General features: G+C 48.6%; 18 protein-coding genes and 1 tRNA gene. All 19 read left to right on the forward strand.

Annotated elements, in window-relative coordinates:
• The first annotated feature begins 25 nt into the window (after nt 1-25).
• The 19 genes from mreB (at nt 26) to HMPREF1705_RS07050 (ending at nt 20,883) form a co-directional block, all read left to right on the forward strand.
• Nucleotides 26-1,063, forward strand: a complete 1,038-nt coding sequence (mreB, locus tag HMPREF1705_RS06960; RefSeq protein WP_040348174.1) for a rod shape-determining protein — start codon at nt 26-28, stop codon at nt 1,061-1,063.
• A 55-nt stretch (nt 1,064-1,118) separates the two neighbouring features.
• Nucleotides 1,119-1,928 carry a rod shape-determining protein MreC gene (gene mreC, locus HMPREF1705_RS06965; protein WP_009201512.1) on the forward strand — a complete coding sequence of 270 codons (810 nt, stop codon included), beginning with the start codon at nt 1,119-1,121 and terminating at the stop codon, nt 1,926-1,928.
• Between the two features lies 1 nt (nt 1,929).
• Nucleotides 1,930-2,397: a hypothetical protein gene (locus HMPREF1705_RS06970; RefSeq protein ID WP_009201511.1), complete on the forward strand. Its 468-nt coding sequence runs from the start codon at nt 1,930-1,932 to the stop codon at nt 2,395-2,397.
• Nucleotides 2,398-4,131: a penicillin-binding protein 2 gene (gene mrdA / locus HMPREF1705_RS06975; RefSeq protein ID WP_009201510.1), complete on the forward strand. Its 1,734-nt coding sequence runs from the start codon at nt 2,398-2,400 to the stop codon at nt 4,129-4,131.
• 3 nt (nt 4,132-4,134) lie between these two features.
• Entirely contained in the window at nt 4,135-4,779 is a 645-nt protein-coding gene (minC, locus tag HMPREF1705_RS06980; RefSeq protein WP_009201509.1) for a septum site-determining protein MinC, read from the forward strand.
• Nucleotides 4,780-4,799: 20 nt separating this feature from the next.
• The gene (gene minD, locus HMPREF1705_RS06985; protein ID WP_009201508.1) at nt 4,800-5,600 is read left to right on the forward strand and encodes a septum site-determining protein MinD; all 801 of its coding nucleotides are present in this window, start codon (nt 4,800-4,802) and stop codon (nt 5,598-5,600) included.
• A 36-nt stretch (nt 5,601-5,636) separates the two neighbouring features.
• Entirely contained in the window at nt 5,637-5,912 is a 276-nt protein-coding gene (minE, locus tag HMPREF1705_RS06990) for a cell division topological specificity factor MinE (RefSeq protein WP_009201507.1), read from the forward strand.
• A 6-nt stretch (nt 5,913-5,918) separates the two neighbouring features.
• The gene (rodA, locus tag HMPREF1705_RS06995; RefSeq protein WP_009201506.1) at nt 5,919-7,016 is read left to right on the forward strand and encodes a rod shape-determining protein RodA; all 1,098 of its coding nucleotides are present in this window, start codon (nt 5,919-5,921) and stop codon (nt 7,014-7,016) included.
• A gap of 24 nt (nt 7,017-7,040) precedes the next feature.
• Nucleotides 7,041-8,840 (forward strand): radical SAM protein, encoded by a 1,800-nt coding sequence (locus tag HMPREF1705_RS07000; protein WP_057940819.1) that lies wholly within the window; start codon nt 7,041-7,043, stop codon nt 8,838-8,840.
• Nucleotides 8,830-9,414, forward strand: coding sequence for a TIGR03936 family radical SAM-associated protein (locus HMPREF1705_RS07005; protein WP_009201504.1), 585 nt, complete (start codon nt 8,830-8,832; stop codon nt 9,412-9,414). The genes HMPREF1705_RS07000 and HMPREF1705_RS07005 overlap by 11 nt, the downstream gene beginning before the upstream one ends.
• A 27-nt stretch (nt 9,415-9,441) precedes the next feature.
• Nucleotides 9,442-10,938 (forward strand): Rne/Rng family ribonuclease, encoded by a 1,497-nt coding sequence (locus HMPREF1705_RS07010; protein ID WP_057940820.1) that lies wholly within the window; start codon nt 9,442-9,444, stop codon nt 10,936-10,938.
• Nucleotides 10,913-14,323, forward strand: coding sequence for a chromosome segregation protein SMC (gene smc / locus HMPREF1705_RS07015; protein WP_111089588.1), 3,411 nt, complete (start codon nt 10,913-10,915; stop codon nt 14,321-14,323). Before HMPREF1705_RS07010 ends, smc begins: the two co-directional genes overlap by 26 nt.
• A gap of 8 nt (nt 14,324-14,331) precedes the next feature.
• The gene (locus tag HMPREF1705_RS07020; protein WP_040348172.1) at nt 14,332-15,063 is read left to right on the forward strand and encodes a tRNA1(Val) (adenine(37)-N6)-methyltransferase; all 732 of its coding nucleotides are present in this window, start codon (nt 14,332-14,334) and stop codon (nt 15,061-15,063) included.
• Complete coding sequence (gene rsmI / locus HMPREF1705_RS07025; protein WP_009201500.1) at nt 15,063-15,911, forward strand: 16S rRNA (cytidine(1402)-2'-O)-methyltransferase; 849 nt, start codon at nt 15,063-15,065, stop codon at nt 15,909-15,911. The genes HMPREF1705_RS07020 and rsmI overlap by 1 nt, the downstream gene beginning before the upstream one ends.
• Nucleotides 15,895-17,835 carry a methionine--tRNA ligase gene (gene metG, locus HMPREF1705_RS07030; protein ID WP_009201499.1) on the forward strand — a complete coding sequence of 647 codons (1,941 nt, stop codon included), beginning with the start codon at nt 15,895-15,897 and terminating at the stop codon, nt 17,833-17,835. Before rsmI ends, metG begins: the two co-directional genes overlap by 17 nt.
• 14 nt (nt 17,836-17,849) lie before the next feature.
• A complete protein-coding gene (locus tag HMPREF1705_RS07035) occupies nt 17,850-18,623 on the forward strand; it encodes a TatD family hydrolase (RefSeq protein WP_040348170.1) in 774 nt (257 codons plus the stop codon).
• A 3-nt stretch (nt 18,624-18,626) separates the two neighbouring features.
• On the forward strand, nt 18,627-19,757 hold the full coding sequence (tgt, locus tag HMPREF1705_RS07040; RefSeq protein ID WP_009201497.1) for a tRNA guanosine(34) transglycosylase Tgt: 1,131 nt from the start codon (nt 18,627-18,629) through the stop codon (nt 19,755-19,757).
• Nucleotides 19,754-20,779: an L-threonylcarbamoyladenylate synthase gene (locus HMPREF1705_RS07045; RefSeq protein WP_009201496.1), complete on the forward strand. Its 1,026-nt coding sequence runs from the start codon at nt 19,754-19,756 to the stop codon at nt 20,777-20,779. The genes tgt and HMPREF1705_RS07045 overlap by 4 nt, the downstream gene beginning before the upstream one ends.
• Nucleotides 20,780-20,796: 17 nt before the next feature.
• A tRNA-Leu gene (locus tag HMPREF1705_RS07050) sits at nt 20,797-20,883 on the forward strand.
• Nucleotides 20,884-20,904: the final 21 nt, after the last annotated feature.

A 20,904-nucleotide genomic window follows, 5' to 3' on the forward strand; every position in this document is an offset into this window, starting at 1 on the left:
AGATCGAGAAGGAGGTCTAAATTCCTTGTTTAGGTTTTTGTCGGGATTGTTCGCTAGAGATATGGGAATTGATTTGGGAACGGCCAATGTGGTAGTTTATCAGAAAGGCAAAGGAATAGTGGTTGACGAACCCTCTGTTGTGGCCTACCGTAAATCTTTGAATTCCAAGGATGAGATAATTGCCATCGGGATGAGGGCAAAGGAAATGATCGGCAAGACCCCCCAGAGTATTGTTACTTTAAGACCTCTTAAGCATGGCGTTATCGCTAACTTCGATGTTACTGAAGCGATGTTGCAATATTATATAAGAAAGATCAACGGAGACAGGCGTCTCTTTGCCCATCCGAGAGTGGTGGTGAGCGTGCCTGCCTGCGTTACCGAGGTGGAAAGAAAAGCTGTAATAGATGCCTGTCTGGGTGGGGGAGCAAAAGAAGCTTATATCATAGAAGAGCCCCTAGCGGCTGCTTTGGGTGCGGGGCTTCCCATTCATGAACCGAAGGGGTCTATGGTGATCAACATAGGAGGAGGCACTACAGAGGTAGCTGTTCTCTCTTTGGGCGGCATTGTGGAAAGCTCTTCCCTCAGGGTGGCGGGGGACGATATTGATGAGGCAATTATTGAGTTGCTCCGACAAAGCTTCAAGATGTGCATCGGAGAAGCTACCGCTGAGGAAATAAAGATCGCCTTGGGATCTGCCTGCCCGCTGGATGAGGAGCCTTCGACCGAGGTTAGGGGGCGCGATTTGAGCAACGGATTGCCCAAGAGCCTGACCATTACCTCATCCGACGTTCGCGTAGCCTTAGAGCCGATGATCAAAAGAATAGAAGAGACGGTTCGGGAGACGCTTGAAAGAACATCTCCGGAGCTCGTTAGGGATATCGTCGAACGGGGCATAATTTTAACCGGAGGCGGAGCTATGTTAAAGGGATTGCCAAAGCGTTTATCTTCGTCTCTTAACATCCCCGTCATGTGCGCCGATCAACCTCTCTATGCCGTAGCCATAGGCATAGGGAAGGTTTTGTCAGAACTGGAGAGGATGAAACGGATTTTAATATCAGTTTAGCTAATGCTTCCGATGGCTATATTTTATTATTTTAAACAAGAGGTGCTGCTTCCCGATGCGAGATCGGAAGAGGGTTGAATTTTGGCAAGTCGGCATCTCCTTAATCGCTTTTTCCATGGTGCTAATGGCAGTAGTCGGTCATCAATCGGGTATTGATGTAAGAATGAGAAGCTTCATTTATAAAGGTCTGAGGCACCTTGAATTACCTGCCCTGGCCCTTCGAGAGGGCATAAATAGGGCGTTAGTTCTTAGCCGAGATAAGGGGATGTTTTTAGAAAAGATAGATTCATTGCAAAAGGAAAATGTTGCCCTGCGAATGGAATTAAACAGGGTTAAGGAGTTTTATGGATCAGAAGGTTATGAAGTCTCCCCCTATTTAGCGGCAGAGGGGATTAATTTCTTGAATGCGACAGTAATTTACCGACACCCCGGATGGTGGTGGAGATATTTGACCATCGATAAAGGCCGAGATGACGGCCTAAAGAGAGGCATGCCGGTGTTGAGTGGCGAAAACGTCGTAGGAAGAGTTTCCATAGTAGAAGATGCGACGGCTGTTGTCGAGCTGGTGACGTCGCCCGACCTTAGGATCCCCGTTATCGTAGAAGACACGAGGGATGTCGGCGTCCTTTCGGGAGATGGGAAAGGGAACATGTCCTTATTTTATATGCCCAGGAAAGCTCCTCTGGAAAGGGGCATGAAAATAGCTACGGCCTTTGCCGTGGGCAATTTCTACCCCGGATTGTTGGTGGGTACTGTGGATGGTCCGGAAGAAGATTTTGTCGAGGGAGATTTTGTTACATACAAAGTAAAGCCCGATATAGATTTCTCTCGCCTTCGAAGAGTCAGGATTTTGGAGGTAAGGTGAAGTGTCCTTCCTTTGGTTCGCCTCTATTGTCACTTGGCTTGTCCAGGATTTTTTTCAAGTCCTGGCTAATCCCTTTTCGGGAATTCCGGATTTCTACGTTTTAACCTTAGGGATGCTTCTTGTCAGCAATAGAGAGGGAAAGGAGATTCATCTTTTGGTTGCCGCATTTGTCGGTGGACTCCTCTGGGATCTGCGGTGGGGAAGCCCTTTAGGCTTTAGCTCCCTTTTCTACGTTTCCGCTATACTGGCAGTCAAGTTGATCTGGGGGGCGATTTCTCAAACAGCGAGAACACGTCTTTCTGCGACGCTTCTCGTTCTTGGTTCCCATATTTGTATTTCTATAGCGGAAGGATTTATATTCGATGCCCCAATTTTGCATGTAGGCCTTGCTTTTGTGGTAAAGCAAGCTGGCGCTTTTCTTTTTTGTATCCTTATGAATGCATATATATTTCATCGGGAGATGGACTAATTGAAACGCCTCGATCTTCCTTTGACGATCGATAAACGCCTTTTGTACTGTATTTATTTTGCATTTGCTATACTGGCTTTTTTGACGATCGCTCTGTTCGTCTTTCAGGTGATGCATGGTGACGATTATGTCAGATTGGCTACGGAAAACAGGCTCAGAGTGATCAGGCTCTCCCCTCAGAGGGGGACTATTTTCGATGCTAACCAAATCCCTCTAGCCGTAAGCATCAGCACTTTTTCCATTCAAGGGTACCCTCTCTCCATGCAGAGCGAGGAAACCATACAACGGATCGCATCCTTCCTTGGAAAACACGGGATCGTAAAAAGGCCTGAGGATCTCAAAGAAACATTGAAGAGCCAATATACGGTCCCCTACAGGTCGGTGACATTGGTCAATAACCTTACCCTGGCGCAAATGGCAACGATAGTGGCGGACCCTGAATTTCCCCAGGAGCTGGTGCCCGTCTCTCAGTGGCGTCGCGTATATCCTGCAGGGGAGGTCATGTCTCATGTCGTTGGCTATGTGGGCAGCATTAACAAAGAGGAGCTTAAAAGATACGGTAGCAGAGGTTATCAGGGCGGCGATGAGATAGGCAAATCTGGGGTTGAGGCGAAGTTCGAACACCTTTTACGCGGTAATTTTGGCGGGGAGGCCATAGAGGTGGATGCCAGGGGAAGGCTGGTTCGTAAGTTAGATTTCAAACCCTCCGAACCCGGTAAGGATGTTGTTCTTACGCTGGATTTAATTGCCCAACAAAAGGTCTCTGAATTGATGAAAGGAAAGAAGGGGGGCGTCATAGTTATGGATGTACAGCGTGGCGATGTAGTGGTGCTTTATTCTTCTCCTTCTTACGATCCCAATCCCTTGGCATGGGGCTTAAGGGATTTTGAGTGGAGGGCCTTGACCAAGGATCTCTCTTACCCCATGATGAATAGGGTCATAGGTGGCCTTTATTCGCCCGCCTCGACTTTTAAAATCGTCGCTGCGATTGCCGGGCTGGCTGAAGGCGTCATTACACCGAAAACAACTTTCTATTGCCCCGGCTATTTGGAGGTGGGCAACAGGAGATTTCGTTGCGTAAGGCCACATGGCAGGGAAGATATAGTTGGCGCCTTGAGGGATTCCTGTAATGTTTTTTTCTTCCAGCTCGGTTTAAAACTTGGTGTGGACGTGTTATCCGATTGGGCTTACAGGTTGGGCTTCGGCCGGCCGACGGGTATCTCTCTGCCGGGCGAGGTGACGGGAAATTTGGCGGGTCGTAAGTGGAAAAAGGACACTTTCGGCGAAAGTTGGTACCTTGGAGATACTGCCAATTACGTAATAGGACAGGGTTTTTTGCTCGTAACCCCAATTCAGCTTGCAAGGGCCTATGCTGCTGTGGCAAATGGAGGGTTCTTGCCCAGGCCCAGGTTGATCGAAGCAGAAGGCCTAGATGGCGAAGAGATATCGATAGACGATAAGGTTTTAAGCGTTATAAGAAAAGGCCTGGAAGAGGTGGTCAAATCCGGAACGGGGCGGGCTGCCGGGGCGTATGGTGTCAAAGTCGCTGGCAAAACGGGAACGGCGCAAACTTCACGAGGTAAAAACGACGCCCTCTTCGTGGGTTATGCTCCTGCGGATTCTCCGAAGTACGTCATTGTGGTTTTATTAGAAGAGGGAGAATCCGGAGGAAGGGCAGTGGCGCCCCTGGCGGGCGAAATATTGGCCTATTTGCTAAAAGAGAGAGGGGAATAACATATGGGGTCGCATATCCTCCTAAAGGGCACCAGGGAAGGCATACGCTGTATTTTTCCCGAAGATAAAGATATAATTGGCATCGAGCAGATGTGCGATGAGGTCGTAAGAGAGAGCGGCCATATTTTGCGAGACGGAACTTTGATCGTGGATTTGCAGGGACGGGAAAGCAACGAAGGCGAAATTGTCGCTATCTTGAAGAACCTAGTGTGGTCCTCCGGTGCAAGGGAAGTTGTCTGGATGTCCTACAATCCCAACGTAAGAAGGATCTTGAAGTCGGCAGGTTTTTGTATAGAAAATCGTCCAAGTTACGGAAGCGTCGGCGTAAGGGGTCTTTTTATATTTAAATCTCTGAGATCGGGGCAGAAGGTTGAACACGATAGCGATGTATTCATACTGGGCAACGTAAATGACGGCTCAGAGGTCTGGGCAGGCGGCAACATTTGGGTTTGGGGAAAACTGCAAGGCCTGGTTCATGCCGGCTGTCACGGGGACGAAGATGCTCATGTACTTGTCAAGGTCTTTGAGTCAAACCAGGTTAGAATAGGCAAGCTTTATAGCAGTATTGAGAAAGACTGCTCCTATTGGGGCAAACCCGTTTTAGTTTATGTGCAAGAAAATACGATCATTTTTAAGGAAATTCAATAGTTTACAGGGAGGCGGGGGCGTTGGTCGCTAGGACGATAGTAATAACATCTGGTAAAGGGGGGGTTGGCAAAACCACGACTACGGCTAATCTGGCCGTAGAGCTTGCAAAGATCGGCAAAAAGGTCGTTGCCATAGACGGAGATATCGGCTTGAGAAATCTGGACGTGGTAATGGGGCTCGAAAATAGAATAGTATATACTCTAGTGGATGTCATAGAAGGGGCATGTAGGTTAAATCAAGCCCTTGTCCGAGATAAAAGGATCGAAAATTTGTATATGCTTCCGGCGGCACAGACGAGAACGAAAGATGCCGTAACTTCAGAACAAATGTGCGAAATTTGCTCGATGTTGTCCGATGAATTCGACTTCATACTCATCGATAGTCCCGCCGGCATAGAAAGCGGGTTTAGGAACGCCGCAACTCCTGCGCAGGAAGCCCTTATCGTTACCACTCCCGAAGTTTCCGCAGTCAGGGACGCCGATCGCATCATAGGTCTGTTGGAGTCCATGGAAAAGAGGGGGATCTCTCTGGTGATAAATCGACTCTCCCCAAAAATGGTAAAAAGGGGCGATATGTTGGACATATCGGATGTCGTGGAGATACTGTCGATCAATCTGATCGGTATCGTCCCCGAAGACGAGGCTGTGATAACTTCCACCAACAGGGGAGAGCCTCTGACATTTCAGGCGGTCGGCCCTGCTGCCAGGGCATTCAGCAATCTGGCGAAACGCATATTGGGCGAAAAGGTTCCCTTCGATGAACTTGAGCACATGAACAACAAGGGCATATTGGGACGCGTCAAAAAGTTGTTTGGGGTGTAGTTTAAATTTTTTAACATGGATTTGGAGGCATGAGATATGGCTTTTTTGGATAGATGGTTTGGCAGAAACAAGACGAAGGATGAGGCAAAGGAACGCCTGCAGCTTGTCTTGATTCACGATAGGACCGATCTGGCCCCGGAACTTCTCGAGCAGCTCAGAACCGAGCTCATAAAAGTCATATGTAATTACTTGGAAGTAGACGATAAAAAAATTGAACTCGGGCTCGAAAGGGAAGATCGAACCGTAGCGCTCGTGGCTAATATACCTGTCAAAAACATCAAAAGATACATTCCTAACGCAAAGAACAAGTAAGGATAAATGGCGGAAAGCAGCAAATTAAAGCAGGTCTTTGCCTCTCTCGATCTGCCCCTTATTGCGGCAATTGCAATTTTATATGGTCTAGGGGTTATGACCATATACAGCGCAACTTACGGTCAGGGGCTGGGATATGTCGAAAGGCAGTTGATTAACGGCATCGTGGCTGCGATGGCAATGGTTGTCTTTTTCTTTATAGGTGTCAGGCGGTTTTTTGAATGGTCCTACCTGTTGTATGGGTTGCTCGTAATATCCCTGATCGCTCTTTTGTTCTTGGGCGATGCCACGAGAGGTTCCCACAGGTGGATCTATCTTGGAGGATTTGCTTTTCAGCCTTCCGAGATGGGAAAGCTCATATTATGCTTGGCTTTGGCCCGTTTTTTGGCATTGAAAAAAGACAAGTCCTTCTCGAATTTTTTAAAGGTTCTCGGACTCTCCGCTGCAAGCGGATTGTTTGTCCTATTGCAGCCCGATCTCGGTTCCTCGATCATATATGTCGTTATTACGATATCCTGCCTTTGGGTGTGGGGTTTGCCGAAGAAGTATTTCGCTGCCCTCGTTGGATCGTGTCTTGCGTGTATTCCGATTGGATGGCCTTTTTTGAGGGATTACCAGAAGCTTCGTATTTTGACCTTTTTAAACCCCAATATCGATCCCTTGGGAGCGGGGTATAACGTGATTCAGTCTCGAATTGCTGTCGGTTCCGGAGGTGTCTTCGGCAAGGGTTTTTTGAAGGGAACTCAAAGCAAACTACAGTTTCTTCCCGAACCTCATACTGATTTTATATTCGGTGTTTTCGCCGAGGAATTCGGGTTTGTAGGCGCTTTTCTGGTGCTTTGCCTTTATGCCTTCGTCCTTTGGAGAATTCTTCTTGTAGGATTAAAGAGCAAGGATCTGAGGGTTAAGATTTTTGTCGGCGGATTTACGGGGTGGATATTATTTCATGTATTCGAAAGCGTGGGCATGAGCATGGGGTTATTGCCGGTGACGGGCTTGGCGTTGCCCTTCATGAGCTATGGAGGAAGCTCGATCATTTCTTTAAGCTGCGGTTTTGGCCTTCTCCTAAGCGCATGTTTGGATTTTCCCAAAAGATACGAATAAAAGATAAGTTTGCGAGGAGATCAGATGGAGAATTTGTCTTTGGATTTGGAGTGGAATAAAGATTGGGATTATCTTACCAAGGTCAAAAGACCCTCCCGATACATTGGAGGAGAGTGGGGTCTTTTGCCCCCGAAAGATGATGAAGAAAATATCATTTCTCTCTGCCTTGCCTATCCCGATGTGTACGAGGTGGGGATGAGCTACTTGGGATATCAAATTTTGTATTTTTTGGTTAAATCCCTCGATTTTGCCGATGTTGATAGGATTTATGCCCCCTGGCCCGATATGGAGGAAATGCTTGCTAAAGAGGGAGTGCCATTGAGGTCTTTGGAGATGAAGAAACCCCTGAGGAATTTCGACCTATTGGGGTTTACATTACAGTACGAACTTAACGCAACTAACATCCTCACCATGCTTAACTTATCCTCTATTCCCCTTCGATCTGCCGATCGTGGGGATGAAGACCCAATAGTCATAGCAGGGGGACCCGGAGCCCTTGCGCCAATGCCCTACACCCCCTTTATCGACGTCTTTTGCATGGGTGACTGCGAAGAGCTGTTGGTGGAGCTTTTATCTATCCTGTATGAGCATCGATCTTTTGCCAGAGAGGAAAAGCTTAAATTGCTTTCCAAGATAGATGGGTGTCATGTTCCGCTCATGGCAGGGAGATCGGGCAGAGTCAAAAGAAGGATAATATCTTTGAAAGAGGCCTATGCCCCCGAAAGATTCATGGTTCCCTCCGATAAAATTGTTCATGATCGGGCATCAGTAGAGGTTTTCAGAGGTTGCACCAGGGGGTGCAGATTTTGCCAGGCCGGGATGATATACAGGCCCGTTCGCTACAGAGATCCGGAAAGGGTTTGTGAGCTGGCGAATAAGATCCTATCTCAAAGCGGTTACGAGGAATTGGGCCTGACATCGCTTTCTACCTGTGATTATCCCTGGCTTGAGGAGACTATGGATAGATTAGGTCCGCTGCTTTTCGAATACAGGGCTGCTTTAAGCCTTCCCAGCTTGCGGATGGATCCCAAGGCCATTGACGTGGCTTTGAAGCTTGAAGAGATGAAAAGAAGGGGTCTTACCTTTGCCCCTGAGGCGGGGAGTCAACGTTTGAGAAATGTGATCAACAAGGGAGTGACCGAAAAGGATATAGAAAACACCTTGAAGGCGGTCTTCGAAGCGGGATGGAGCAAGGTGAAGCTATATTTTATGATGGGCCTGCCAACCGAAACAGAGAAAGACCTCAGGGGCATAGTTGATATAATAGGAATGGCCCGTTTCCTGGGAAGGTCGTACAATAAAAGGACGTCGGTATCGGCTTCGATTGCCGGTTTTGTGCCTAAGGCTCACACGCCTTTTCAGTGGGAAGCACAGAACCGGATGGAAGAGTTGATGGATAAGGGGCTTTGGATTAAAAGGCAGTTTCGTCAGAAAAACGTCTCCGTGAGTTTTCACGAGCCTGCACAAAGTTTTATAGAAGCCGTTATAGCGAAAGGCGATGAAAAGGTGGCCGACGTAATCGAGAGGGCCTGGAAATACGGTGCGCGATTTGACGGATGGGGCGAGACCTTCGACTTATCTTTTTGGCTAAAGGCGTTCGATGATTGCGGAGTTGACCCCTACCATATTACGGCCAGGCAGATTCCCTACGAGGAAAGGCTCCCCTGGGATCATGTCGATGTAGGCGTAACGAAGGAATTTCTGTGGTCCGAGAGGGAAAAAGCCTTAAAGGGCGAAATAACGGGTGACTGCAGATGGAGCGGATGCAACGGATGTGGCCTCCGGGATGTTTGTTTCTCAGGTGATGTACGCCATGAGAGTTAGAATGCTCTACGAAAAAATGGGGCCCATATGTTTTGTCCCCCATGTCGAAATGCCCACCCTTCTGTCGAGATCCCTAAGGCGGTCAGGAATAAGGCAGATTTTTACGGAAGGCATGTCGCCCCATCCTAAGATAAGTTTGGGTCCTCCTTTGCCCGTGGGAGTCTTTTCTCTATGCGAAGTGGCCGATATTTGGGTAGAAAATTGGAGTGCAGAAGATCTCGAGGCTTTGAATGAAAAACTGCCCCGTGGTTTGATGGCAAAAAAGGCTGTCCCGACAGAGGGCTTGTCTTTGAGCAAATCCTGCGATAAAGCCCAATATCTTTTGCAATTTAAAAGCAAAGAGAAGGGGAGCGATGCCTGCTTCCTTTTGCAAAACCATGTCCCTGGGGTCGAGATTTTGACGCTTTGCGGAAAAGAAATAGAAGCCGTAACCGGCAATCCTTATCAAATAAGCCCAACGCTTTTCGTAAAAGCCCTTTCAAAGGGCGGAGTAATCTCCTCCTGGGAGGACATAAGGATAGTCAGAACAAAACTAGGAAAAGACGAAGAGGGAAAGATACTTTCCCTCTTGTAATAAATTGCTGTTTAGGGGGTAACGCTTTTGAATGACGACGATAAATGGATCATAGCAAATGTCATCGATCCGGAAGAATCTCGCGTTGCCATTTTGGAAGGAGGGCGTCTGGTAGAGCTTTTTGCCGAAAGGATGTGGGAAAGGCAGAGAGCGGGAGAGATATATAAGGCCAGGATAGATAATATACTTCCAGGGATGAATGCGGCCTTTGTAAATTTAGGTGAAGGGCGAAACGCTTTTTTATATCTCGATGACGCTAAGAATGCCGAAATAAAGCCAAACGGAGAGATAGTCGTTCAGGTTACCAAGGTAGCCAGGAAGGGGAAGGGGCCGCGAGTAACGGCTCGCATTTCCTTGCCGGGAAGGTATGTGGTTTTGCTTCCCGGAGCTAGCGACATCGGCGTTTCCAGGCGTATCGACGAATCGGGAGAAAAGGAGCGGTTGAAGGGCATCGCAAGAGAATTGGTTCCCGATGGTTTTGGCGTCATCGTGCGTACAGTGGCTTCGGGAGTGGATGAAGAGGTCATAAAAGAGGAGATTGGAGAGCTTTTGGAACTTTGGAAAGATATAAGCGACCTCGCGCTGACAATGCCATCTCCTTCCCTTCTTTATCGGGATGCCGGCCTGCTGGGAAAAGTTTTGCGCGATGAGCTCGACGAAAGGGTCTCTCAAGTGGTTATAGATGATCCTTACGAACACAAGCTCGTAGTTGATTACATTTCCAGGCATTCCCACAGGGTACAGCCCGTTGTGGAACTTTATGCCAGGAACATACCCATATTTGAACATTTCGACATAGAAAAAGATATCAGCGCCGCCCTGGAAAGAAAGCTCTGGCTTTCATCTGGCGGTTTTTTATACATAGACCAGGTGGAGGCGATGACGGTCATAGATGTCAACACGGGCAAGTATGTCGGAACGGATAATTTAAGACATACCATATTGGATACAAATATGGAGGCGGCAAAGGAGATCGCAAGGCAGCTGAGGCTTCGCTCCATTGGCGGAATAATCATAGTGGACTTCATAGATATGGATTACCAGGAGGACAAACAAAAGCTTTTAGACTATCTGGAAGAGCTGCTCAAGGGGGACAGGTATAAATCCAAGGTTTACGGCGTGAGCAAACTCGGCCTTGTGGAGATTACGCGCAAGCGCTCGAGGCCGGACTTGAAGACCTATATGACCAGGCCTTGTCCTTTTTGCGCCAATATGGGTTGGGTGTTAAAGGAAGATGCCGTCGCCATGGACATAAAGCGTTTCCTGAGGAAGGTGATATTGTCCAGCAAGGTCGAAGCCCTCATATTGGAGGCACACTCTGCCATAGCAGAATACATAGGAAATCACTTCCTCTCCCAATGGGCTCAGGAATTTGAAAAGGCCCTGTTCGTCCTTCAGTCGAAGGAGCTGGCGTGGGATAAGTATCGCCTTATCTTCCAAGGTCCTCTGGACCAAGCTCTTTATAAGATCAAATTGTTGGAAGAGGATGGAGATCTCGTTGTTCATAGAGCGAGTCGCTCTTAAGGGATTTAAAAGCTTCGGGGAACAGGTCGATATCGAGCTTTCCGAAAAATATACGGTAATTGCAGGTCCTAACGGAAGCGGAAAGAGCAATATTCTAGATGCCGTAAGATGGGCTTTGGGGGAGCAGTCTCCGAGCCGTTTGAGGATATCGAAGCAAAGCGATCTTCTCTTCCAAGGCAGCCCCTCGCGCCCCCCTGCCAGGGAGGCCCGGGTTTCTTTCGTAATCAACGATAAGGGAAAACTGAAAGCCTTTAAGCGCGTTCTCGACGAAAGTGGTTCCTCCTTTTTCGTGGATGGCAAAAAGGTAAAACTTTACGAGATGGAGGAAGAAAAGCGCCTGTTGGGGCTTGAAGGGATCGATTTTGCCTTCATCGGCCAGGGCGAGGTTCTAGAAGCTATTAAGCAAAAGCCCGCCGAAAGGAGGGAGAATCTGGAAGTTCTCTTCGGTATATCCCAATACCGCAGGAAGAGAGAAGAGGCCTTTTTAAAGCTGATCAGGGCTGATGAAGAGGCCCTAAGGTTAAAAACTTTGATCGATGAATTAAAGCGAAGGCGCAGCGACATTCACCCCCAAGTTATAAGTGCCAGAAAAAAACGCGAATTGGATAAAGAGCTTAAAAGTTTATCGAAAAGGATAAAATGGCTTGAGTATTGCAGGGTTATCGAGGAGATCAAAGACGCAGAGGATGCCAAAATGAGAATTTCCGGGAGCCTTTTTGCTGCCCGGCTCTGGGTTTTGCTATGGCAGAAGGCTTTAAGCTTTTTTGAAAACCAAATCGATGCCTTGGCCTCCGGGGACGAAAGAAATAGAGAGATTTTTGACCGACTCTCCAGTGAAATCGGCAACTTAAAAAAGAAGCTCTCCTCCCTGGCTTTGGAGCGCAGCAAAACAAGGGACCTCTATTTTCGTACTAAGGAGGAACTCGAGTCGGCATATATGTCGATGGAAAAGCTTCGACCTGAAGAAGAAGGCCTTAGGCTCGCCGTAGAAGAACTGAAGGAACAATTGGCCTGGAAAAGGCGACTGCGCGATGATCTCGAGGCCAAATTGAAAGACAGCTTTTCGAAGATAAAAGAACTTTCCCGAAAGAAAGAAGAATTGCTCGGAAGGAAGGCCCTTTGCGAAACATCTCTCACTGAGTTGAACCGCAAGGTTCGTTATTCCGGAAAAAGTTACGGCAGCCTGATCTTGCAAATGCTGGAGGCGAAGGAGGAATTATCCGATCTTCAAAAATCTGCGAGTGATATAGCTTTAAAGTTGCAGAATGAAGAAAGGGTCTTTGAGGAATTATCCTCTCAACACATGAAGGCTCTTGCCGAAGCTCAGGCGATAGCCGCCAAGTTGCAGTCCAAAAGGAAAGAGAGGACGAAGCTGAATTCGGAGATCGAAAGGACCAAAGACGCCCTCTCATCCGGAGTTTATCCGAGACCCGTTGAATATCTGATGGCCGCCAAAAGATTGGGAAGGCTGAAGGTTGATTTCGACCCCTTCGTCGATGCAATATCCTGCCCCAAGGAATATATCCCAGCCCTGCAGTCCTTTTTGGGTGGGAGGCAATTTTGGATATTAGTGCCCGACGAGCATGCGGCCGGCGAATGTATCGAGTACCTGAAAGTGGGCAATGCGGGAAGGGCTACCTTTTTACCCTTGAGCAGGGCCAACCCTCAGCGGAAGAATCAGGCCATCCGCGTAGATGGAAAGAAGGCGATAGGATGGTTTATAGATCTCATCTCCTACAACCCCAAATGGGAAAATTGCGTGATGCACCTTTTGGGCAACCTGCTTTTGGCGAGCGATTACGGTGAGGCCGTCAGGATATCGGGCATGTACAGGAATTTTCCGGTAGTGACCCTTGACGGAGAGGTATTCTTGCCAGGTGGTACCATATCCGGGGGCAGCGCGAACAAGTCTTCACAAAACGTTTTAGAGCTAAGAAGCTATCTGAGAGAAAGGTCGTCTTTTCTTGAATTGCTCGATGAAGAGATAGAAAGATTAAGCTCCACCTTGTCCAAGGCGGAGGAAAGGGAGATAAGGTTAAAGGAGGACACTCAAAAGCAGCTCGCTTTGGTAGATCGGCTGAAGGGGGAGATGAAAAAGATTTCGAGCCTTTTATCCAACAGCGAGAGTCGGATTAAGGACGCGGAAGCCGAGGTTGGCGAATTAAAAAAAGAAATAAAATCCCTCATCGTGGATATGAAAAAAAGAAAGGCCGAACTGGAAAAAATCTCATTAGAATTGTCCAGCATGGAAGAGATCGGCTTAAACGATAGATTGCAGAACGATCTTTCCTCCCTTGATCGAGAGGTGGAGTTATTGCAGGAGAGAATAAGGGGCCGTCAGGATGTGTTGGATAGGATAGAAGATGAATTATCAGCCCACAGGGAGCGCATCCAGCAAAAGGGGGAGGAAATCCTTAAAGCCGAAAAGGAATTGGCCGACAGCGATCTCAAAATATCCGAGTTGAAAGACAAGTATAAAGAGCTGTTTTTTAGGCGTCGGAGCCTTGTTGGGGATATGAAAGTAGCACAGGAAGTTAGGGCAAAAATCGAAAATATGTTTCACAAGTCCTCTTCGAAGCTTCAAGAAGCAAGGGAACGAATGAGGAAATGTGAGTCCCAGTTGGCCCTGGTGAAGGAAAGGCTGAAAAACCTGTATGGCCAAAGAGTAGAACTTGAGGATAGCGGATTCGACGGCAAAGAAGGTTCTCTTTGCGACGTGAGCCCTGTCGAACTGGAACGCCTTAAGGAGAGAGCAAGAACATTGCAGCGAGAGCTTCAGGATTACTGTGATGTGGACTACGGTGTCTTGTCGGAGGACGCCTCGCTGATCGGCCGTATTGACTACCTTTCCGAGCAATATGATGATGTTAATGAAGCCAAAAGAGAGCTCGATGGCATTATAAGGGATACCGACAGGCAGGCGGGATTATTGTTCAAGGGGGCCTTGAAGGCTATAAACGATCGCTTTAATGCCATTTTCGTCAAGCTCTTCGGGGGCGGAGAAGCCAATTTGGCTTTAAACGACGAGTTTGATCTGTGGAATTCAGGGGTTGAGATAGCTGCTAGACCGCCGGGCAAGATGCCGCAAAATTTGGCTCAACTTTCGGGAGGCGAACGCTCCCTGACAGCCATCGCCTACCTTTTTTCCACCATGGAGGAAGCCAGGGTCCCCGTGGCCATTTTGGATGAAGTCGATGCCTCCCTGGACGAAGCCAACTTAAGGCGTTTTGCCGATTTGGTGGAGCAATACTCCAAATCCCTCCAAATTGTGGCAATTACCCATAGAAGGCTGACAATGGAAAGGGCGGATATAATGTATGGCGTGACTCTGGAAGAACCCGGACTGTCGAAAATCGTAAGCATCAAGCTTTCCGATTGGGAATGAGGCGAGCGATGGAGATAACTTTGGATGATATACTTTACGGCAAGCTGAAATTAAAACAACCGCTGCACGGTCCCAGGGTATCGGTTGATACCGTGTTGTTGTCATGGTTTGTAAGGTTGCGGTCGAAGGATCGGGTGATGGAGCTTGGCACGGCAAGCGGTGCCGTTGCCCTGATATTGGCCAAGAGGTGGCAGAAGGTGTCTGCAATAAAGGGCATAGACATACAGGAGGAACTGATCGAAATTGCAAGAGAGAATGCTTTAGCCAACGATCTTGAGGACAAAGTCACCTTCGAAAGGGGTGACGTAAGGGAGATATCGGCAATTTGTCCCCCCCAGACCTTCGATGCGGTTGTGGTCAATCCTCCCTACGATGAAGCTTTCAAAAGTAGGACCAGTCCAAAGGAGGGCGTTGCCCTCGCAAAACAGGGAATTGCCTGCACTTTAGAGGACGTAATAAGGGCCTCATTTTATTTATTGAAGGACAGGGGGAGGCTTTATATGGTTTTGAGGGCAAAACGTACCTCTGAATTGTGCTACCTTCTTGAAAAAAACAGAATGCCGCTGAAGAGGTTGAAAATCGTCTACCCCAAGCCAAAGACAGAAGCCTCAGTCGTTTTGATCGAGGCCAGAAGAAATGCAGGAAGAGGTCTGAGGTTGGAGCCTCCCCTTTTTATATGCGACGAGAGGGGAGATTACACCCCCGAACTTCTTGCTGCCTATGAATTGGAGGAAAACTGATGCCTCTTTTTGTTGTCCCGACGCCGATCGGAAATTTAAAGGATATTACTTTCAGGGCTATAGAGGTGCTGAAGACGTCGGACCTTATACTCTGCGAGGACACGAGAAGGGCGATAAAACTACTAAACCACTATAATATTAAAGTAAAGATGCTTTCATACCATGAGCATAACGAGAAAAGTCGCCTCTGTGAGATTTTGGGCATGCTGGATCGCGGAATGAAGGTTGCCTTGATATCCGATGCAGGCACGCCCTGCATATCCGATCCAGGACAACTTCTGATATGTGAAGCAATTAAGGCAGGTCATGAAGTGGATGCTCTGCCCGGCCCTTCTGCGATACTTCCCGCCCTCGTCATGTCGGGATTTCCTTCGTCTCAATTTTCCTTTTTGGGATTTCTACCCGAAGAAAAGGCCTCGCGGCAGAGATTTTTGATATCCTTGAGAAATTTGCCCCATACTTCGCTATTTTACGTGGCGCCCCATAAATTAAAGCGAGACCTGGAAGACATCATCGAGATTTGGGGCGACAGGAAAGCAGCGCTAGTGAGGGAGATATCGAAAATACACCAGGAATGCCTTCGAGGCTTTCTTTCCGATATTCTCGACGGCTCAAGGGAGGTAAGGGGCGAAATAACCCTTGTAGTGGATGGCCTTAGAGACACAGCGATTGAGGAAGAGGACGAATCATGGCAGAAGGTGGCCGTCAACATGAGAAAAGAGGGCATGGCCATAAAGGATATTGCAAAAATTCTGTCCGAGAGCTATGGTATAGAGAAAAACCGGATTAGAAAATTCGTACTAGGTCGGGAAAGAATGGAGGAAGGAAGAGATGAATCGCGAGAGTAGTTTTTATATCACCACTCCAATTTATTACGTGAACGATGTCCCTCATATAGGGCACGCATATACGACGGTGGCCGCCGACGTAATGGCGAGATACAAAAGGATGTGCGGAATTGATACCCTTTTCGCTACTGGAACTGACGAACATGGTCAGAAAGTTCAGCAGGTCGCTCAAAGGGAGGGGATCACCCCTCAGGAGCTGGCAGACAGGACTGTGCTGAATTTCAAGAAGCTTTGGGAGGCATTGAACATATCCTGCGATGATTTCGTGAGGACTACGGAACAAAGGCACATCGAGGTAGTTCAATATATCTTCAAGAAGCTGATGGATCAGGGTGATATATACAAAGGAACATATGAGGGGTGGTACTGCGTCCCCTGTGAGACCTATGTTCCGGAAAGCCAGATGGGAGAAGGGAAAACTTGCCCCGATTGTAGGCGTCCTCTTGAAAGGATGACTGAGGAAAGTTATTTCTTTCGCATGTCGAAATATGCCCAACCATTGTTGGAGTACTACGAAAAAAACCCTACGGCTGTCATGCCGGAGTCCCGCTATAACGAAATAGTAAGCTTCATAAAGATGGGGCTTAAAGATCAGTCGGTCTCCAGGACTACCCTTAAGTGGGGCATACCCGTACCTGGCGATGATGCCCACGTAATATACGTGTGGTTTGACGCCCTGATCAACTACCTGACCGTCTGTGGTTATCCCCAAGACGAAGAAAGATGGAAGAAATACTGGCCCGTCGTCCGCCATTTGGTTGGCAAGGACATATTGAGGTTCCACAGCATCGTCTGGCCGTCCATGCTTCTTGCCCTAGGAGTCAACCCCCCGAAACAGGTTTTTGCCCACGGATGGTGGACTGTGGAAGGCGAAAAGATGTCCAAGTCCAGGGGAAATGTCGTCGATCCCTTTGAGGTCGTCGATCTTTACGGAGCCGATCCTTTCCGTTATTTCATGTTGAGGGAAGTGCCCTTCGGCCTCGATGGCGACTTCTCTGAAAAGGCCCTGGTCCAGAGGATTAATTCCGATCTGGCCAACGATCTTGGTAACCTCCTGTCCAGGACGTTGCAGATGGTTGTCAAATATTTTGATGGTATCGTTCCGGAACCTCTCTCGAAATCGACGAAAGAGGACCAAGAAATAGGAGGAGATGTCGTAGAAGCGTTGCTTCAAAGGGTTGACCGGTCCATGTCGCGCTTTGCCTACGATGATGCCCTAAAGGAGATATGGGGTTATGTGGGTTTGGCGAATAAATACATAGACCTAACCATGCCCTGGAAACTTGGTGAAGAAGGCGATCGAGAACGTCTCAGCAGCGTGCTGTATAACCTTTGTGAGTCCCTGAAGTGCATAGCTCTTTTCCTTCGCCCCTTTATGCCCGCTAAGGCCTTAGAAATATGGGAACAGCTGGGCCTAAAGGGCAAATTGTCAATCGATAGCTTCGAGACCGTAAAGATTCCCTATCCAGCAGGCACTTCCGTCTTGAGGAAAGGCGCCCTTTTTCCGAGGATAGACATTAGAAAATGGGCTGCTAAGAAGGCTGAAAGGGACGCTAAAAAAGGGTTGGCTCCCGACCCCGGCGATCATGAAGAAGAGATATCCGTTGACGACTTTAAAAAGGTCGAACTCAGGGTGGCAAAGGTTATATCCGTAGATCCCATTCCCGGAGCCGATAAACTTTACAAGCTGACGGTGGATCTGGGTTATGAGCAGAGGACGATAGTTTCGGGTATAAAGGAATTCTATAAACCTGATGAACTGGAGGGCAAAAAGATCATAGTGATCTGCAACCTGAAGCCGGCAAAACTGCGAGGTGTGATGAGCAACGGCATGCTTTTGGCCGCAGAATCACATGACGGTTCCAAACTTGCTCTCCTTACCGTCGATAACGACGAAATACCCCCGGGAAGCCGCGTGCATTAGGGAGTTGCGATGCTGTGAGATTGGCCGATACCCATTGTCATATTTATATGTCGCCCTTGAAAGACCATCTGGACGAGGTCTTGGCGAGGGCCTCAGGCAGGGGTTTGAAGCGTTTGCTCGTTCCCGGAGTGGATGAAGCATCGAGCTTCGAGGCCCTTTCTTTGACTAGGCAGGTTAGGGCCGTGAAGACCTTTGCGGCCGTTGGCGTTCATCCCCATGACGTTAAGGATCTGAAAGAGGGCATTCCCGAGGAGCTCCTTTCCTTGGGAGAGAACGAATCGGTGCTGGCTATAGGGGAGACCGGATTGGATTACTATCGCAACCTCTCGCCCCGGGATGTTCAGCGGGAGTTTTTTATAAAGCACATAGAATGGGCCAAGTGCGTGGGCAAACCCCTCATATGTCACGTGAGGGATGCCTACGATGAGGTCCTAGAAATTTTGAAAGTCGAAGGCGCCTCCGAGGTGGGAGGGGTTTTGCACTGTTTTCAGGGGGAGATGGAACATGCAAAAAAAGCTATCGACATGGGCTTTTACATTTCCTTTGCCTGTACCATTACCTACAGAAAAAACGAAAACTTGAGGAGGATTGCCGCCTCCATTCAGCCGGAGAACATCCTTTGCGAGACCGATTCTCCGTACCTTTCTCCAGAGGGCCTTCGAGGCAAACCAAACGAGCCGGCCAACGTCGGTTACGTTTACGAGACGATTGCAACTTTGCGAGGTATTGAGGTGGAAGAATTGGCCGAAGTAGTGTTCGATAATTCGATGAGGCTTTTAGGATGGTAGGCCATGGGGAGGGATAAGCTTTTCAGCTATGAGATCATTGCCGAATGTCCCCATACCGGAGCCAGAGCAGGCAAGTTCTATACGACTCATGGAGTGATAGAGATGCCCTGTTTTATGCCCGTGGGGACCCAGGCCACCGTTAAAGCCATGGCACCCTTCGAGCTTGAGGCTTTGGGAGCTCGCATTATTTTGGGGAATGCCTATCATCTTTATCTCCGCCCCGGCGTCGATGTAATAGAAAAGGCGGGAGGTCTTCACGCTTTTATGGGGTGGGACAGGGCAATTTTGACGGATAGCGGGGGCTTTCAGGTGTTTTCCCTGGCGTCGTTGAGAAGGGTAAGCGATGAGGGCGTGGAATTTCAGTCCCATCTAGACGGCAGCAAACATTTTCTGACGCCTGCCCTGGTAATGGCCATAGAGGAAGCCATAGGCAGTGACATAGCCATGTGTTTCGACGAATGTACCACCTATCCCATAACGGAAGAAGGCGCTAAGGAAGCGACCCTTAGAACCATAAAATGGGCGGGACTTTGTAAAAAGGCACATTCGAGAAGGGATCAGGCTCTGTTCGGGATTGTGCAGGGTTCTGTCTTTCTATCTTTGCGCGAATACTGTTGTCATGCCCTGGTGGACATGGATTTCCCCGGTTACGCCATAGGGGGCTTGGCCGTTGGGGAACCGAAGGCGCTCATGCATGAAGTTTTAGAGCTCTTGAACAAGTTCTTGCCCAAGACGAAGCCCCGTTATCTTATGGGTGTAGGTCATCCCCTTGATATGGTGGAGGGGATAGCAAGGGGTGTGGATATGTTCGACTGCGTCTTGCCGACGAGAAACGCGAGAAACGGTTCGGTGCTGACCTCGATGGGAAAGTTGAACGTTCGCAAGAAAGAACTTAAAGAGGATTTTTCTCCCCTGGATCCGAATTGCAGTTGTTATGTTTGCAGAAATTTCAGCCGCGCCTACATTCGCCATCTCCATAAAGCGGGCGAAATTTTGGCGTCAAGGCTTTGTACTTGGCATAACCTGCATTTTATGTTAGATCTTGCGCGCAAGGCGAGAAGGGCCATTATAGATGGCACCTTTCCTGACCTTCTGGAGCATTGCCGTGAGGTTTTCGGAGATGAAGCGGATTGAAAAAAGCTGCAATATATAAAATAGACAAATGGAACCCGGAACGTGAAATAATAAAAATTGCCGCGGAAGCGATAGTGAAGGGAAAACTAGTTGCCTTTCCCACGGAAACCGTTTACGGCCTTGGTGCCAATGCCCTGGACGAAAGTGCCGTGAGAGGCATCTTCTCTGCCAAGGGACGACCCTGTGACAATCCCTTGATAGTTCATGTAGCAAATGTGGAATCGGCAGAAAAAATTGCCCACACCACCTCGAAAGCTTTGAGGTTGATGGAGCGTTTCTGGCCGGGTCCTTTGACGCTGGTCATGAAGGCCAAGGATATTGTTCCCAAAGCTACGAGGGGAGGGCTTGAGACAGTTGCGGTGAGGATGCCCGCCCACCCCGTGGCATTGGCCTTGATAGAGAAATCCGGCGTTCCCATAGCAGCTCCAAGCGCCAACACCAGCGGAAGGCCAAGTCCCACGGATGCAGGGGTTGTCTATGATGATCTTGGTTGCTGCGTGGATGTGATCTTGGATACCGGGCCGACCGACGTGGGCGTGGAATCTACCGTCATAGACGTGACGCAGGAAAAAGTCGTTCTTTTAAGGCCGGGCGGCCTGCCCGTTGAGGCCATAGAGGAGTTTGGCGAAGAAGTTATGTTGCCCGATGAATTGGGAGCAGGCCGGGCAGAGGATGTTAAGCGCAAGTCCCCGGGTACTCGTTACAGGCACTATGCTCCCCGGTGCAGGGTCGTGCTTTGGAGAGAAGGCGATGATTGGCCCCTCGAGAGGGATGAAGCTGTAGGCTACATGGGTATCAAAAGACCTCCCCTGGATATTTCGGAGAAGGTAATTTTGTTCGATTCTCTTGAACATTACGCTCGCGGACTTTTTATGGCTATGCGATACCTCGAAAAAAAAGGCGTAAAGGTGATAGTGGCCGATTATCCAGTCAAAGAGGGGTTAGGTCTGGCCATCAGAGATCGGCTTTATAGAGCTTCGTCGGCTGAATTTGACGAAAACCCGCATGACGTAGTAAAATAAATCGCCATGCGAAGCAGGGGCAGGTGGCGGAAAGGTAGACGCGCTGGCCTCAGGAGCCAGTGGGCTTAGCGCCTGTGGGGGTTCAAATCCCCCCCTGCCCACCATTCTTAAAACTACATAATTAT

This window comes from Acetomicrobium hydrogeniformans ATCC BAA-1850 (assembly GCF_000160455.2).
Lineage (GTDB): Bacteria > Synergistota > Synergistia > Synergistales > Acetomicrobiaceae > Acetomicrobium > Acetomicrobium thermoterrenum.

Bases quoted from the DNA above. Each gene is read 5' to 3' on its own strand.
- tgt (WP_009201497.1), top strand. From the start codon at position 18,627: ATGGGGAGGGATAAGCTTTTCAGCTATGAGATCATTGCCGAATGTCCC.
- HMPREF1705_RS07005 (WP_009201504.1), top strand. From the start codon at position 8,830: ATGAGAGTTAGAATGCTCTACGAAAAAATGGGGCCCATATGTTTTGTC.
- metG (WP_009201499.1), top strand. From the start codon at position 15,895: ATGAATCGCGAGAGTAGTTTTTATATCACCACTCCAATTTATTACGTG.
- minE (WP_009201507.1), top strand. From the start codon at position 5,637: ATGGCTTTTTTGGATAGATGGTTTGGCAGAAACAAGACGAAGGATGAG.
- HMPREF1705_RS07000 (WP_057940819.1), top strand. From the start codon at position 7,041: ATGGAGAATTTGTCTTTGGATTTGGAGTGGAATAAAGATTGGGATTAT.
- rodA (WP_009201506.1), top strand. From the start codon at position 5,919: ATGGCGGAAAGCAGCAAATTAAAGCAGGTCTTTGCCTCTCTCGATCTG.
- rsmI (WP_009201500.1), top strand. From the start codon at position 15,063: ATGCCTCTTTTTGTTGTCCCGACGCCGATCGGAAATTTAAAGGATATT.
- minC (WP_009201509.1), top strand. From the start codon at position 4,135: ATGGGGTCGCATATCCTCCTAAAGGGCACCAGGGAAGGCATACGCTGT.
- mreC (WP_009201512.1), top strand. From the start codon at position 1,119: ATGCGAGATCGGAAGAGGGTTGAATTTTGGCAAGTCGGCATCTCCTTA.
- HMPREF1705_RS07020 (WP_040348172.1), top strand. From the start codon at position 14,332: ATGGAGATAACTTTGGATGATATACTTTACGGCAAGCTGAAATTAAAA.